We start from the raw sequence: 14,923 nt of genomic DNA, 5'->3' as shown, positions 1-14,923 counted from the left end.
CTATTGGGGTGGGCGCACTCCAGGTTGGTGAGTGATCGGCGGGAGCAAGGGTCTGCCTGCCGTAGGCATCCTGTTGGATCTTTTGAGCGGCTGGGTTGGCCGGTGAGGGCTCGGTGATGATGATTCCGGCGATGCGGTCGGGCAGGGTCTGTCCGTGTTTCGCAAGCAGGTGGGTAAGGAGAGGGCCGATGGCGGTGAGGTGGAGGAGGGCCATGATCAGTGTGTGAACGCTTTGTGCACGCAGCCCGGGTGCTCCTCCGTGCTGAGCGTGGCGTGCTCGCGTGCGGGTGATGAGTGATCCGGGTGTGTGGCCTGTGGCGGCTCGCGTGAAGGTCATGACCACAGCCAGCTCGATCATGGTGGTGAGGGCAAGGAGCAGGGAGGGGCGGAGCAGGTAGGCGCTTATCGAGATGCCGCTGACGATGAGAGCATCGATGACGTAGGCGAGGGTTGCGCGTCCTGCGCGAGCAGGAGCGCAATCTTTCGGGAGAGCGGCAGGTGAGGGAGGGGTGTGGCTACGCATTATGAAGCTACCTGTCGGATGAAGTCGAATAGGCCAGAGGCAAGGGCGGAGGAGGGGAGCAGGAGCAGCAGGGACAGTGCTTGGAGGATGTCTGCTGTTCGGCCGATGAATGCCGAGTGGGGGCGTTGGGAGAGGCTCAGGGTTGTGGTGACGATGAGGAAGGCGGTGACCACAAGTGCGAGGACGGTGCCAGTGGGGGTGAATTCCCAATGTGCGTTGATGGTGATGATGAGGGCGATGAAACCTGCGATCGCGGGGATTCGCGGAAGAAGGTGGATGCCTCGGCCTTTGGCTGTGCGGGGCAGGAGAGAGAGGGAAACGGTAGCAGCAAGGAGGAGGGTCAGGGACGCCCAGCCCTGAAGGCTGGGGGTATCGAGGTTAATGCTGACGAGGGGAATGCAAATGAGGGCGAGGAGGCTCCAGGCTGCGGTGAGGGAGCGTGAGATCTCTTGACCTTCTCGGATGGTGCGCATGACGCGGGCTGCGGTGATTTTGGCTGGGGAGGGCGTGTGGGGCGCGCGGACGGAGGGGGCTACGGTCCGGACGAGGGGAAGATCGATCAGTTGGCTGTCGGGTACGCGAAGCGAGAATGCCGAGGTGCTGGCGATTCCCCAGATTGCGAATGCGAGGGCTAGTGGGGCTAGTGCCGTTAGTGGGATCGACAAGAAGGTCGATAGGAGTGTCAAAACCGCGCCCCCGGCCCACAGGAAAACAAAGGTGGCGGCGGTGTAGCTGCGAGAGCGTATCCACAGTGTGAGGGAGGTGAGGAACGCTCCGGTGGTGACGGTCATTGGGGCGAGGGCGTGGGCTTGTGGGGAGCTAGGCAAGAGTGCCAGCAGGGTGCTCCCCGCCAGAAGGGTGAGGAAGAGGTGGTCGCCTGCAGAGCGGTGGTGAACGCGGTAGATGAGCATGCTGCCCAGGATGAGAGTCGAGAGCGTCGCGATGAGAATGCGCAAGCCCAGGGATGGGGTGGGGAGCAAGCCTAGGAGAGGCAGAAGAACGCCGAGTGTATGGAGGGGGATGAGAAAGAAGGCGACGCTGGCGCGAGTGAGGGCGTGGTTGAACCAGGGGCTTTCGATACGTTCGCGTGCTTCGATTTCGGCTTGGCGACTTGCTGCAGTTCCTGTGACGGAAATGATGCTTCCGGAGGGAAGGTCGTGTCCGAGTGCAGCTGACAGTGATGCCTCTTGACCATTGGGTAGAGAGACAGCGTATTGGCCGTTGGAGGTATCGACTTCCAGCATCGCTAGTAGTCCTGCGACGGTGGTTCCGCGGGGGACGGAAAGGTCGTGCTGGTCACCGTTGTGGCGGATTGTCACGAACGTCATGGGACGGACCACTGTTTCACCTTTCGTAATCCCGTATCAATCGGACCTAAAAATGCTACCGCGTAGCGATAGGATGATTCAGACACTTTGCGCGTTTTCGTTGAATGCATAACGGAGAAACAACTATGACCATGCCGGTTGATCCTGAGACCACCGAGGGAGTACCGGATCTTCCTTCGGGGACGATCCCTCTTCAGCTCCCTCCTGATCAACCGGAAGCTGCTGGTGTGGGAAATGTGCTGCTGATGGTCGTTCCCATGTTGGGCTCGATGGGCGTCATGGTGTTTATGGCAATGTCGCAGTCCTCTAACCCGCGCTTAATGCTGATGGCTGGCGCGATGGTTGTTGCCATGCTCACGATGGTGGGCTTTAACGTGTATCGCCAGATTGGTGGGCACCGCCAGAAGGTGGCGAACTTGCGGCGCGAGTATTTGGCGTATTTGAGTCAGACTCGCGACACGGTGCGTACCGTGGCAAAGAAACAACGTGCTCATCATCGTTGGCATATGCCCGATCCTGCCTCGTTGGTGTTGGTTGCCCAGGAAGGATCGCGCTTGTGGGAACGCCAGGAGGGGTCTCCAACGACGATGAATGTGCGGATCGGGAACACTACCCAGGCGCTCGCGATGGAGCTTGAGGTTCCGGACTTGCCGCCTCTGGCGCGTCCAGATGTGGTGTGCCATTCAGCGATGAGCCGCTTTGTTGAGACGCACGCCAAGGTCGATGATCTTCCTTTTGGCACTCCTCTGGGGGGTTTTTCTCATGTTGAGCTGGTGGGGGATGTTGATGCTGCCCGTGCGCAGCTGCGAGCAATGTTGGTGCACTTGGCGGTGTTTGTGCCGCCTACGGCGTTGAAGATCGCTGTTCTGTGTTCGGATGCGGTGCGTCCTCAGTGGGAGTGGGTGAAGTGGCTTCCGCATGCCCGTTCTGATGAGGCCAAGGATGCCTTGGGTCCTTCGCGCATGATTGTGTCGAGCCAGGCGGATTTGGAGGATCTTCTGGGCGAAGACATTGTGAATCGTCCGCAGTTTATGCCGCGTTCGGAGGAGACGGAATGGCCGCATGTGGTGGTGGTCGTTGATGATATGCATCTTGTTTCGTCTTCTCGTCTCACCTCTTTCGAAGGTGCTCTCGGTGTGACGGTGATGAAGGTATTGAGTTCTTGGGGTCCGTTGACTTCTCAGACGACGATACGCATGATGCTTCACCGTGATGCTTCGGGTTATTCTACTGGTGCAATGGAAGTCATCCTCTTGGACCAGGACTCTTTCATGACGGTGCCCGATGCGATGAGTGTCGTCCAGGCGGAGTCAGTGGCACGTCGGATGACGCACTGGTCTTCTGAAGATGGGACCGAGGCGGCCGCTCCCATTGGCCGTTCGGATCCGAAGCGTTCGGTTGATCTCATGGAGCTGTTGGGGATTGGTGATATCCGCGATTTTGATCCGGAGACTCAGTGGAAACGGCGTGAGGGGCGGGATCGTTTACGTGTGCCATTTGCTGTGACTCCCGAGGGCGTGCCCGTGATTTTGGACATTAAGGAGGCTGCCCAGGAGGGTATGGGGCCTCACGGTGTCCTGGTGGGTGCGACCGGCTCGGGTAAGTCTGAGGTTTTACGTACATTGGTGTTGGCGATGGCGTTGACGCACTCACCGGAGCAGTTGAACTTCGTGCTGGTGGACTTCAAGGGCGGTGCTACCTTTGCGGGCATGGCGGATTTGCCGCATGTGTCGGCAATGATTTCGAATCTGGAGTCGGAGCTGTCTTTGGTGGATCGTATGCAGGATGCGATCCGCGGCGAGATGGTGCGCCGCCAGGAGCTTCTTCGTGCAGCTGGGAATTATGCCAATGTCACCGAATACGAGAAGGAGCGCCTAGCTGGCGAGCACAGTTATCCGGCGCTACCTGCATTGTTTATTGTGCTGGATGAGTTTTCAGAGTTGTTGACGGCTAAGCCGGAATTCTTGGATCTTTTCATTGCGGTGGGCCGTCTGGGTCGTTCAATGGGTATTCACCTGCTCTTGGCTTCCCAGCGCTTGGAGGACGGTCGTTTACGTGGCTTGGATTCCCACCTGTCGTACCGTTTGGGATTGAAGACCTTCAACGCTTCAGAATCAAAGCAGCTTCTGGGTGTATCGGATGCGGCTGCTTTGCCTTCGTATCCAGGCGTGGGGTATTTGAAGACGACCAGTGATCAGATGACGCGTTTCCGAGCTTCCTATGTTGCTGTGCCCCCGCCGCCTCGTCGTATGGATCCGTCGTTGATGAATCAGGCGGGTTCGGCTGCTGCAGCAATCCGAGTCCTTCCTTTTAGCTCTAATCCGGTGATTGCTTTGGAAGAGTCGGCGCCAGCCACTGGGCCCATCCAGATTAGTGTGCCGGGCGATGAGCGTTGGAAGGGTATGACTGAGATTGAAATCGCCGTGGAGCGCTTGCGAGGCAAGGGGGTGCCAGCGCATCAGGTCTGGCTGCCGCCTTTGGATAAGCCCGATACTTTGGATCAGTTGATGCCTGATTTAGGGCCGGTTCCGGGGCTGGGGTTGGTTTCTCCTCAATGGCGCGCGAAGGGTGGATTGCGCTTCCCCTTGGGCACCATCGATGTTCCTTTGGAGCAGCGTCGGGATGTGTTGGAGGTGGACCTGTCGGGTGCGGGTGGCCATGTTTGCGTTTTGGGTGGCCCTTTGTCGGGTAAGTCGACAACTCTGCGTTCGATGGTGTCGGCATTGTCGCTTGTCCATACTCCGCAAGAGGTTCATTTCTTTGTTCTGGATTTCGGTGGTGGTTCCTTCGCCTCGATGCGTCGGGCTCCTCATGTGTCAGCGGTGGTGACTCGAGATCAGCCCGCTATTGTTGAGCGCCTTTTGTCAGAGATCGAGGCGATTGTTGATGATCGTGAGCTGTTTTTCCGCGAGAACGGCATTGAGTCGATGCAGGCCTATCGTCGTGGGCGTGCTCGTGGGCAGTGGGATGACGGCTATGGCGATGTGTTCCTTGTGATTGATGGCTGGGCAACCTTCCGGGCCGAGTTTGAAGGTGTTGACCTGCGTATTTCGGCTCTTCTTCAGCGTGCCTTGTCTTTTGGTGTGCACCTGATGGTGGCGACTTCGCGCTGGAATGATATGCGTCAGCAGATCCAAGAGGTAATTGGCACTCGTCTGGAGTTGCGTTTGGGAACGCCCAGCGAGTCCCTTGTTTCGCGTGATGTGGCTGAGTTGGTTCCTGAAGGCCGCCCGTGCCGCGGTATCGCGATGTCTGGTCATCAGATCTTGGTGTGCCTGCCGCGTATTGATGGTGATCAGGATGCGCAGACTCTGGCTGATGGCGTGTCGGAAATGGTGGACCGTATTGAGGCGGCGCTCCCGGCAGGACATGGGCCGAAGCTGCGCCTGTTGCCGACGATGATTCCCGCTGAGGACGTGGATCGTTTGCGGGGAGCTGAGGGACCTGGTCTGGTTGTGGGTGTCGAGGAGTCGCGGCTTGAGGCTTTGCGCCTGAACGCGGAGGCGACCGCGATGATGTGTGTCTTTGGTGAAAGTCGTTCGGGTAAGACGAATATGGTGCGCACGCTGATTCGCCAGGTGGTGACGAAGTCGAGTAGTTCCGAGGCGCAGATTGTTGTCTTTGATCCTCGCCGTCGACTGCTTGACTTTGTGCCTGCGGATTACCTTGGGGCTTATGGCAACTTGCCTGAGACTTTGCCGGGTCTGGTGGCGACGATTTCAAATGCTTTGAAGAAGCGTTTGCCGACGGGGGACGTGACGACGGAGCAACTGCGTAATCGTTCTTGGTGGTCCGGGCCTGAGGTGTGGTTGTTTATTGATGATTATGACCTTATTCCGGGACAGTCAACGCCTGTTTTGGCTGATTTGAAGCCTTTCATTCAGCAGGCGCGCGATGTTGGTTTTAATTTTGTGCTGACTCGTCGATCAGGTGGGGCTTCTCGCGCCCTGTATGATCCGACGATTCAGACGATGATGGAATCTGGGGCAACAGTTGTCATGTTGTCTGTTGACCCGGATGAGGGCCTGTCCTTCGGACGTGTGAAGGGCACGAAGGCTGAGCCAGGTCGAGCTCAGGTGCTGACTCGAGATTCAGGAAGAGTTGTTGCCCAGATTTCCTGGGTGGATCCTCATGAGGGAGAAATAGGATGAAGATGATGCGTGTTGTGCGGCCGGCGTTCGTCGCTGTTGCGTGTGTGAGCCTTCCGTTGCTGGCGGGCTGTGCTGGCGATCCGGTTGCTTCCGCCACAAGCAAGATCGATGAGCTACCGCATATTGGCGATGGGCGAAAGATTGAGTACCACCGCATGCTTGAGGCTGATGAAGCGAAGGATGCTGAATCGACGCAGTTGATCTACCGCCGCGCGAAGGCTGAGAGCGATCTTGTGGGCCGTGAGCTTCGGTGGGGGGGTAAGTACGGCGAGGTTGATGGTAAGCCTGGTGTTGTGACCTTCAATGAGGATGGCACTGTGTCAGGTGATGAGGAGGTTCTGGAGTGGTTTGGCACACCGACCCATTGGCAAAAGGGTGTGTCAAAGTTCCGCATGTGCTGGAGTGCGGAATGCGAGTACTACTCGTCTTGGACGGTGATGCCATCAATGACCACTCAGGGCATTCAGTATGAGCTGTACCTTGAGGGTTTGGGGGAGAAGGACTATCCCATCACCTTGTCTTTTAAGTCGGGATATCCCGAGGGGGATGAGCCCTTGACGTATAAGTCGCCCGAGTACACGCCGAAGGTGTACTCCGATGAAGAGGATGCTCCGCAGTCCTAGCGTGCTTGTGGGCGGGGATCGTGTGGGTGCCGTGGAGGGGAGCAATGCTTGTTGTGAGGCGGGTTTTTGTGCGTGTGGTGGGTGTGTGTGGTCTTGTGGTGTGTGCTGCCTTGGTGGGGGCTGGGGTGGCGTGGGCTGATGAGGGTGTGATTACGGATCAGCCTTATGTGGAGTATTACGGGTTTAAGAATGCTCATGCGGTGGGGTTGGATGGTTCGGGTGTGACGATTGCGGTGTTGGATGGGTGGGTGGATCAGTCGGTGCCGGAGTTGGCGGGTGCTGATATTGAGTCGGTGGAGAAGTGTCCGGTGCAGAAGGCTTCGTATGACACTGTTCATGCCACGGCGATCGCTTCGATGCGGCTTTCGTCGGATTATGGGTGGGTGCCTCGGGCAAAGATTATGAGTTATCCGCTGAGTTATCAGGAGACGAAGGCGGATAAGTGCAGGTGGGAAACTTCGGATGCTATCCATGATGCCCTCTCTAAGGGCGTGGACATTATTACTATTCAAGTCACAAGTGATGAGGGGGGGAATCGAGAGGCGTCGCTGGCAGTAAGACGGGCTGCCGAAATGGGTGTACCGGTGGTGTGGGGTGCAGGGAATGGAGGTAACTCCCTTGAAACGACGGGGATGGTGACCAACGGTGCTGTTGCTGTGGGGGCTGAGACTCTTGATCAGAAGTCGGTGGAGTGGGGGACTTACGGTGATGGAATGACTGTTTCTGCTGTGGGTGAGGGTATTACTTTGCGTGATCCTGATGCTTCGGGTGTGTTGAGTCGTATTTCTGTGAATCAGCAGGGGACGTCTTTTTCTACTCCGATGGTGTCGGGTGCGTTGGCGTTGGGGGTGCAGAAGTGGCCGGGGGCGTCGGGGAATCAGTTGATTCGTGCGTTGATTGAGACGGCGATTCCGTGTTCTGCGGATGGGGGTTGGTCTGAGAAGTGTGGGTATGGCTTTATGGATGTGGGGGCTTTCTCGAAGCATCCGAATCCTGCAGCGTTGGAGGACTCGAATCCTCTGTTGGAGAAAGCTCAATATCACGTCAAGGGTGACCGAATAGCCTGGCAAGAATACCTGGATGGTATCTCGAACCATGGGTACTTGATGTATGACACGTCTTATGTCTATCGAGGGACCTTTATTCCGGTTGAAAACAAGCGTGCTGCTGATCGAGGGGAGTTTGGAAGTTCTCCGCGCTACATGAGGCGCGTGGCAGAGGCGGAGAAAGCTGCAGGCTTGACGCCGATAGCCAAATGAAATCCTTCCGAAGAGTCGAAGGAATCGGTAGGCTTAGGCTGTCGTGCTCATTTATAGTGAGGGGTCCCTAATGTCCGAAGAAGCGTTGTATAAACCTCAAGAAATTTGTGCCCTGGCCATTCAGGTGACTCATTCAGCAGAGCGTCCGGCGAAGCGGGCAGAGGAACTGGTGATGGATACGGCGAGCTATCAAGACGCTGGAAAATGGGGTGATGGGGATCTTTTCGTCACTCAAGCTTTTGGGGACTTATATGGGAGTCGCCTTTTAGAGCTTGAGGGGCAAATACATAATCTCGCTCGGAAGATAGTTGATTTTTCAGAGCATGTGAAGCAGGCTGCGGAGAAGGCGGTCATTTCGGATGAGATGGTTGCGGAGCAAATGTCGCTTACGGGACGTCTCCTCAACGCCGATGGCGCCGATTCTCTAACTGCGCCTCGAAGGAACGGCTGGGGAAGCTGAGAATAGGCAAATAGGTATGGATACAACAAGTTACGACCTCTTGCAAAAGGTTGCCCAACTCCGTTACCTCGATAGTGACAAAGAAGTACTGGAGTCTGGGCAGAAATCCCTCGCTGAATCGCGAAGCTCACTAGAGGAGATTTCTGCCAATCTTCCAAATGTGATGACTGGCGAAGCACTCAGTAGCGCACAGGCAACCCTTGCCACCCTGACCGAAGAGCTGGCGACGAAAGAACGCCTCATTGCGGCCTTTCTCGGACACCATGAAAGGGCTCGCGCAAGTATGCGCCGGGCAGCGGCTGCCTTTAACGAACTGCCTACCATCCTGGTTGACCATGGCACCGAGCAGATGGTTCGGGCAGAAGAGCGCCTGTTTATTAATGGTTCCTATGTCACCCCGCAGGCCTACCTCCAGGCCCTCCGTATCCAAGCAAATGCTGAACGTGAAGCCCAAGCTGCTGCTGCCCTAGCAACTATGAATGGAGAGGTGTCGCACTACCGAGACGCTCTTGCCAGTGAGGACGGCAGAGTTCGAAACCCCTCAGATGATGCTGATCCGCTAGACCTTTTCCAGGGAGGCAGTGGTGCGACTGCTGGGGCAGCTGTCGGTGCCATAGGGGCAGCCCTTGCCAGGAATCGTTTCAACGCAGGCCGCAAGCAAACAGGCTCGACCGTCGCCGCAGGCTCCACCGGAACCACAGGCGGAGCAGGAATTATCAACCGCCCAGGTGTCTATCGTCGCCCACCCGCCTCCGGGCCAGGCAGCCGCACGGAGCCCATTAACGATCCAAACGCGCTACGCCACCTCGACCTTTACAACACGCCCATTAACCCTCGCATGAGTGCTGACGGCCCCATTGGTGGCTACCTGCCCGCTCAAGTCACCGACGGCACTGACCCACGGTGGAGTTCAGAAGCCGCCCGAGCCGCCGCACACGCCTCACGGCCAACCCTTAGCGCAGGCATGCTCCTCAGCGGAGGAGCGGGCCTCACCGCAGGAGCCCTCGGCCGCGGAACAGCCGCGCATGAAACCCGAGCCATGGGAGCAGGCGGCATCCTGGGCGGAGCCGGAGTCGCTGGCTCACGTGCCGTCATGAGCGCAGGAAGCTCCTCAGCTGCCCTAGCCGGAGGCCTCCACAACAGCGGAGCCGCAGGCACCGCCAACGCAATGGGAGTGGCCGGACGCATGCCAATGGCAGGCAACCTAGCCGCAAGCGGACTTCCTTCAAGCGCCCTCACAGGAACGAGCAGCGCAGCAGGCGCCGGAACTGCCGCCATGAACGCCACAGCAGCCAATAGCCAGGCTACGAACAGCATGAACGGCCTCGCCCGAGCAGGTGCTCCCGGCGGCATGAACCCCGGCGTCGGCGTACCCGCTGGCACCCCAGGTACCCCCGGCATACCCGGCGCCTACGCCCCCGGTGCTGCTGGGACAGCAACCGACCGCAAGGATGAAAATAAGCGCGTCGGGTATCAGGTCATCCGCATCCGCGACGACGAACGTCGACCGATTAGACTCTCTGAAGGAGCCGGAGCAGGAAACTCTGCCGACATGAAGCCCATGAGCTTCAACGACACGGACGACTCCTGGGAGTAACACCACCAAAGAGAAAGCGAACGAGCAGTGCTACAAGTCGGCACCATCGCCCACCGCGGGCACGCACTGATTGCACTGAGCGGACCTGTCGGCGTGGCGCTTGTGGACGAGGAACTGTCCACAAGCGCCCACGCCGTCATCAACGGACAAGCACCAGCCGCTGAACTCCACAACGCTATCGCCCAACACCGCGGACGCGCCCTCTTCCTTGACTGCAGCACGCGGGCACCTCGTCTATCGACAACCGAAGGAATCACGCTCACCCTTCTTCCCTGGGGCGAACAAAGCATCGTCGAATGGAAAGGCACCCGCCTCCGCCACGCCGTTGACCCCTGCGACTGGGAAATCATCACCGCATCCGTCGAAGACGCCAACGGAACGTGGCTCCCCCTCACAAACGGCGCAGCCCGTGCCAGCTCCATCCAAATCGGTATCCGGCCACCCGCCCCCCTCCATGACCTCACCGACAGGCTTAGCGCAGAGGCAGCTTCCACCCCTGCCCAGGCAATGCCGAGCACGCCGACCCCGCAAGATGAGGAACCCTCCGCCACTGCTCCAGCCGACCTCGACATTGCTCTCCCCGAAGCCGCAGAAGAACCCCCACAGCCGATCGAACAGCCCCAACTTCCTCCCCTCGAAACACCCGAACCAACCCTGGACTTCAACCGAGAAACCCCCGCGTTCTCAGCGCCAACAACCCCCGCAGCAATGCACGCCATGATGCTCGGCGCAGCAAACGACGATGATTCAGACCTCGACGACAAGACCCTCACCATCACCCAACTAGCAGAACTACGCAGACAACGCGCCCAAAAAGCAGCCGAAGCCGCCCTGCCCGAACCTCCCCCCGAGCCGCTGGGCGTAGACGCCACAGCTGAAACGTCAACGCCCCCACCACTGACTGATACCCCCACAGAAGCACCGCAAACCCCGCCGGTCGCCGACATCCCAACGAAAGCACCGCAAGGCCCGGCAGTCACCATGCCGCCCAGCGGCCCCAATAGCCTCTACAATCAGATTTTTGGAATGGGACAGCAGGCCGCCGCGCCCACCGGACCCCACACGCAGGACATCGGCGGACAGTTCCCAACTCCACATTTGGAGAGCGCGCCCCAAACGCCTCCCAGAAGCACAACCCCAACAGTGTGGGCAAGGCCAGACTCGCAGCCAGCCACCCCGCCGAGCACACCCCAAATCTGGGGCAGTGCTGCAAGCTGGGCAGACGGGCAAACCTCGCCCGCCGCGTACGCCTCGCCAAATATGCAAACTCCGCCCGGTGCTGACACTCCGCCCGATCCTCGCATCGCACTCACGGCAAACGGCCCAATGCCCCCCACTGGACACGTGGCGCCCGGGTCTTCTCCCCACTCTGCCCCCGCAGGAGGGTCACCAGTCCCCACCACGGCGACGGCCTACCTGCTGCGCGGAGGCCTCAAGCCCATCGCGATTACTGAAGCGATCGTCATCGGACGCGATCCCGACTCCCGCGCGATCGGAGGAATCACCGAGGCTCAGGTGTATCCCGTGCCCAGCCCCACAGCAGAAGTCTCACGCTCGCATTGCGCCGTGTTCTACTCGCAAGGAGGGTGGATGCTACTCGACCTCAGCTCCCGCAATGGAACCTTTATCCAACGCGCTTCTGGCGTCCGCGAACACCTGACAAGTGGGCTGAGCACACCCATCATGAGCGGAGACATTATTGCCCTCGGAGACGGCGTAAACATCGAGTTCCGCATTCACTGAAGGCAGATTAGCGGTGATTGACAGCCCTGGATGCGGCCAAGATGGAATCAGACATCTCCTGCTGATCGGATGAAATATTAACGAATCAAACTGCCGTGGGGTGGGGTGTCTCCTTGTTACGATGAAGTGAGAAATCTACTTCAAGTTGTTGGGAGATCTCGGTGAGTGGTATTGAGTTCGATCGCGACGCTGTCGGTGTGAACGCAAAAGCCAATTGGACAGATAGTCGCAGCTTTGTTGAGATTGCCGCTGGTTTTGGTGCTACCGGGGTTGACGGCGTTGCCTACCCAATTCCTGGAGCTGATGGCACAGGAGCCGCAGCGCTCACTGGCGCGTTGAGGTACTACACCGACACGTTGCGGACCGTCTGCCTCGAGTTCTCTGATGCGTGCGCAGTACTTGGCTCCGGCCAAGAAGCAGCCATTTCGAATACCGATCAAACCGAAAAAGACATTATGGCACAGTTTTCCACTTTGGCTTCACGCCTGGAGGGTCGATTGTGAGCGCCGAATCCTTAATGCCACTGCCTATCAATAGCTCAACGGGCGCTGAGCATTTCACTGAGTCGATCGAGCGACTGGCAAGCCGCCTTTCCGGCACGCAGGTTGCATCGGCATCCTCCCACGCAGTGCCCAACTGGATTGGCGAAGCTGCTGACGCCTACACAGACGAGATTGTTAAACTACGCGGCTGTGTGGATCGCCTCATCAACGTGATTCCACCCGTGAAGAAGGCAGTGACAGCATGGGGTGAGTCCGTTCATCGCGCTGCGACGATCACAGTGCCCCAACTTCACGACGAGTACGACACCGCGACCAGCAGCTACCACAGCCAAAAGGACGAGTTGCGGGCAATGCGTGAAGAGATCGACTCCGGAATCTACTACGCGGAGCTGTCTGCAATCGAAGAACACTACAACTCACGCGTGTCAGATATCGTCAGCCGATACAAGCGCGCCATGAACGAACTCGACACCGAAGCCCATGACACTGCTGTCAAGATTCGCGCGGCCATTGACGCCTACATCTCCCCTGAGGTTGTCAAGAAGGGGCGTGACGCTATCGGCGCCTCACTATTCGATGGACTGCCGCTAGTTGACGGTCAAGCAGAGTGGGAGTATGCCCAGAAGGAAGCCATTGAAGCAGCAGCCCTTCTTGGGGACGGCACAGCGACACCTGAGAAGGTTCGAGAATTTCATGAAAAGTATGGGGATATGTGTAAGAGTTCATTCTTCACATATGCGTTGTTTCAAAATATACCACCTCACAAGCTTGTGGAATTCAGTGTGGGAATCGATACACTCCGAGGTAATGTTGTAAAGGATGGCAAAGTAGATCCTGATTTTGACAGGATGCTTGATCGCGTCATTGAAAATATGGGTACCCTGTTTGTGCTTTCGACCGGGGGAATGAACCTTGCAGACGGCGGGTATAGTCAGCGGAGCTTCGAACTCGTTAAGGTAGGTCTGACTGGTGATGACGGGGCAACAATTGAGCAAATGACACAGAGGAATATTGCCGATTGGAAAGCTGTCGGAGTCACTACATATGATGAAAATGGTAACCTCGTCAATGATGAAAATCTGAAAGGTAGTAACTACGTTCACTATGGTTACGAGTACATCGGCGCAATGCTTAATCATGCGGCGTTGAAGAATGAGAACCTTGCGCTAGGTGTCAACTTCTTTGACGGGAGGAATTCTCTTGCGCAAAGCCTTCTTCGTTGGGATCGTGATACGCTACTTAGTGTAAATGGTGAGAATTCTGGGTATGGCAATTGGTTTCCGAAGCCTTATGGCGGAGATTTTCGAATGCTTGATCCCGTTCAGGGCATGCTTAGGCTAATGGATCAACCCGCCGCTCTTAGCAATGGTGTAATCGACTTTAAGGGTGATGAAGCCCTTAGGGAACTCGTGAATGATCGTTACGACGCGGTTCAACAGTTTTTAGCCGGAGACACCGCGTTCTCTGTGGATCAGAAGAATGCTCTTGAGCGAGTCCCACCTCTGTTTGAAGGTCATTTTGGGCCGAATGAGCCTATGAACGTGACTCGCTATCTGACATCCTTCCGCGGGACAGATTCTTACAGAGCAATGCCCGACGGAGGTGATGCGCTCGGCCGAGTCCTGGCTCAGAGTGCTGCAATAGCAAAGATTCCCGATGGCGTAGAGCCGGGGAGCGAAGAGTATGTGCGCTGGCTTGAGCGACAACGGCGTTCAACACAGATTGCGGCGAGCTTCCTGCAAGGCTATCAGGATGGCCTTGATATTAAATGGAGCGCTTATGGTGGAGAAAACGCTTTTGGAATCGCTAATCGTAGTCTCCGTTCGTGGTCGGGAGAAATTCTTGCGCCTCACATCGATGATATTGCGGAAATGCTGAATGCTCCCGACGGGGACACTCCCGGTCTTATTGTTGATACTCTTCCTGATAAGGAAGGCGATTGGGATATTAAAGGCTCTCCTAGCTTTAAAAAGCGCCTACTTTCCTCAAGCGGGTTATTTATTGACCTTGCATTCGATCGGGCAGATGTAAACGATGCTGAAACGCCTGAAGACCCATCTGATGATTTCTATCAAAGGGGAAGGATGCCCGCGGTTGATCGCCTCTTGCTGGCCACACAGCAGGGGTATCGAGCGGAAATAGGTGAATTGCTCTCTCGAGGTGAGATTTCTTCCATGGGTCGTGCAAGCAGAGATTGGGGGGCGTTGGTTAAGCCTTTGACAGTGGCTCCCGAAGGGGCAACGGAAAAACAGATGGATGCAATAAACGATAACAATAGGCGTCTGCGCTCTTTCTTCGATGGAGCTCTGTCATTAGTTCCACTGGATAAAATTGTTCCGCCTCAAGCAAAGCCCTTTGTAGGTGTTGCTTTTAACTACGTAAAAGCTCCCACTTTAGATGCTCTGCTTCCAACAGACTTGAGTAATGAGGAGGGCATCGATGCGGCAGAGGGGCGGGCAAAGACCTCTGCGCAGCGCCTCTTCGTTGCCGCACTTAGCGACGATCCGCAGTTGATGGAGAAGAATCCAGAGCTTAAGGCGTCAATGATTGATCGTTTAAAAACGATCCAACAGCCTATTCCTCTGTGGCTTACTGAAGACAGTTATCCGATGCCCTCGGTTGAACAAATGACAGAGGGGGAGCGGCGAGTGTTTCGAGAGGCGATAGGTGACTACAGTAAATTTCAGGATCTATATGACCAAGTGCCTGGCCTATTCCTCATGCAAGCAGAGTAGG

9 protein-coding genes and 1 pseudogene are annotated in these 14,923 nt (G+C 57.1%); 8 read left to right on the top strand and 2 right to left on the bottom strand.

Annotated features, from left to right (window positions below; translation table 11 throughout):
* A pseudogene (locus tag HWX48_RS10950) lies at positions 1-523 on the bottom strand (RDD family protein); the annotation flags it as partial.
* Positions 523-1,851, bottom strand: a complete 1,329-nt coding sequence (locus tag HWX48_RS10945) for a hypothetical protein (protein ID WP_175957503.1) — start codon at positions 1,849-1,851, stop codon at positions 523-525. The gene HWX48_RS10945 and the pseudogene HWX48_RS10950, both read right to left, overlap by 1 nt.
* Positions 1,852-1,976: 125 nt before the next feature.
* Between HWX48_RS10945 and eccCa the strand changes: the two genes are divergently transcribed.
* From eccCa to HWX48_RS10905, 8 genes are all read left to right on the top strand, one after another.
* Positions 1,977-6,002: a type VII secretion protein EccCa gene (gene eccCa / locus HWX48_RS10940; RefSeq protein WP_254873087.1), complete on the top strand. Its 4,026-nt coding sequence runs from the start codon at positions 1,977-1,979 to the stop codon at positions 6,000-6,002.
* Entirely contained in the window at positions 5,999-6,625 is a 627-nt protein-coding gene (locus HWX48_RS10935) for a hypothetical protein (protein WP_175957501.1), read from the top strand. Before eccCa ends, HWX48_RS10935 begins: the two co-directional genes overlap by 4 nt.
* A gap of 44 nt (positions 6,626-6,669) precedes the next feature.
* Entirely contained in the window at positions 6,670-7,884 is a 1,215-nt protein-coding gene (locus HWX48_RS10930; protein ID WP_175957499.1) for a S8 family serine peptidase, read from the top strand.
* 70 nt (positions 7,885-7,954) lie between these two features.
* A complete protein-coding gene (locus HWX48_RS10925; RefSeq protein ID WP_175957497.1) occupies positions 7,955-8,344 on the top strand; it encodes a hypothetical protein in 390 nt (129 codons plus the stop codon).
* A 16-nt stretch (positions 8,345-8,360) separates the two neighbouring features.
* Positions 8,361-9,941: a hypothetical protein gene (locus HWX48_RS10920; protein ID WP_175957495.1), complete on the top strand. Its 1,581-nt coding sequence runs from the start codon at positions 8,361-8,363 to the stop codon at positions 9,939-9,941.
* A gap of 27 nt (positions 9,942-9,968) precedes the next feature.
* Positions 9,969-11,684: an FHA domain-containing protein gene (locus HWX48_RS10915; RefSeq protein ID WP_175957493.1), complete on the top strand. Its 1,716-nt coding sequence runs from the start codon at positions 9,969-9,971 to the stop codon at positions 11,682-11,684.
* A gap of 161 nt (positions 11,685-11,845) precedes the next feature.
* The gene (locus HWX48_RS10910; RefSeq protein ID WP_175957491.1) at positions 11,846-12,187 is read left to right on the top strand and encodes a hypothetical protein; all 342 of its coding nucleotides are present in this window, start codon (positions 11,846-11,848) and stop codon (positions 12,185-12,187) included.
* On the top strand, positions 12,184-14,922 hold the full coding sequence (locus HWX48_RS10905) for a hypothetical protein (protein ID WP_175957489.1): 2,739 nt from the start codon (positions 12,184-12,186) through the stop codon (positions 14,920-14,922). The genes HWX48_RS10910 and HWX48_RS10905 overlap by 4 nt, the downstream gene beginning before the upstream one ends.
* The last annotated feature ends 1 nt before the right edge of the window (position 14,923 follow it).

Source organism: Schaalia sp. Marseille-Q2122, assembly GCF_903645355.1.
In the GTDB taxonomy this organism is placed as follows: domain Bacteria; phylum Actinomycetota; class Actinomycetes; order Actinomycetales; family Actinomycetaceae; genus Pauljensenia.
The sequence above is the reverse complement of the archived record's forward strand: the minus strand, read 5'-3'. Positions and strand labels throughout refer to the sequence as shown.

Coding starts and splice junctions, on each gene's coding strand:
- HWX48_RS10920 (WP_175957495.1), top strand. CDS start 8,361: ATGGATACAACAAGTTACGACCTCTTGCAAAAGGTTGCCCAACTCCGT.
- HWX48_RS10925 (WP_175957497.1), top strand. CDS start 7,955: ATGTCCGAAGAAGCGTTGTATAAACCTCAAGAAATTTGTGCCCTGGCC.
- HWX48_RS10935 (WP_175957501.1), top strand. CDS start 5,999: ATGAAGATGATGCGTGTTGTGCGGCCGGCGTTCGTCGCTGTTGCGTGT.
- HWX48_RS10930 (WP_175957499.1), top strand. CDS start 6,670: ATGCTTGTTGTGAGGCGGGTTTTTGTGCGTGTGGTGGGTGTGTGTGGT.
- HWX48_RS10945 (WP_175957503.1), bottom strand. CDS start 1,851: ATGACGTTCGTGACAATCCGCCACAACGGTGACCAGCACGACCTTTCC.
- eccCa (WP_254873087.1), top strand. CDS start 1,977: ATGACCATGCCGGTTGATCCTGAGACCACCGAGGGAGTACCGGATCTT.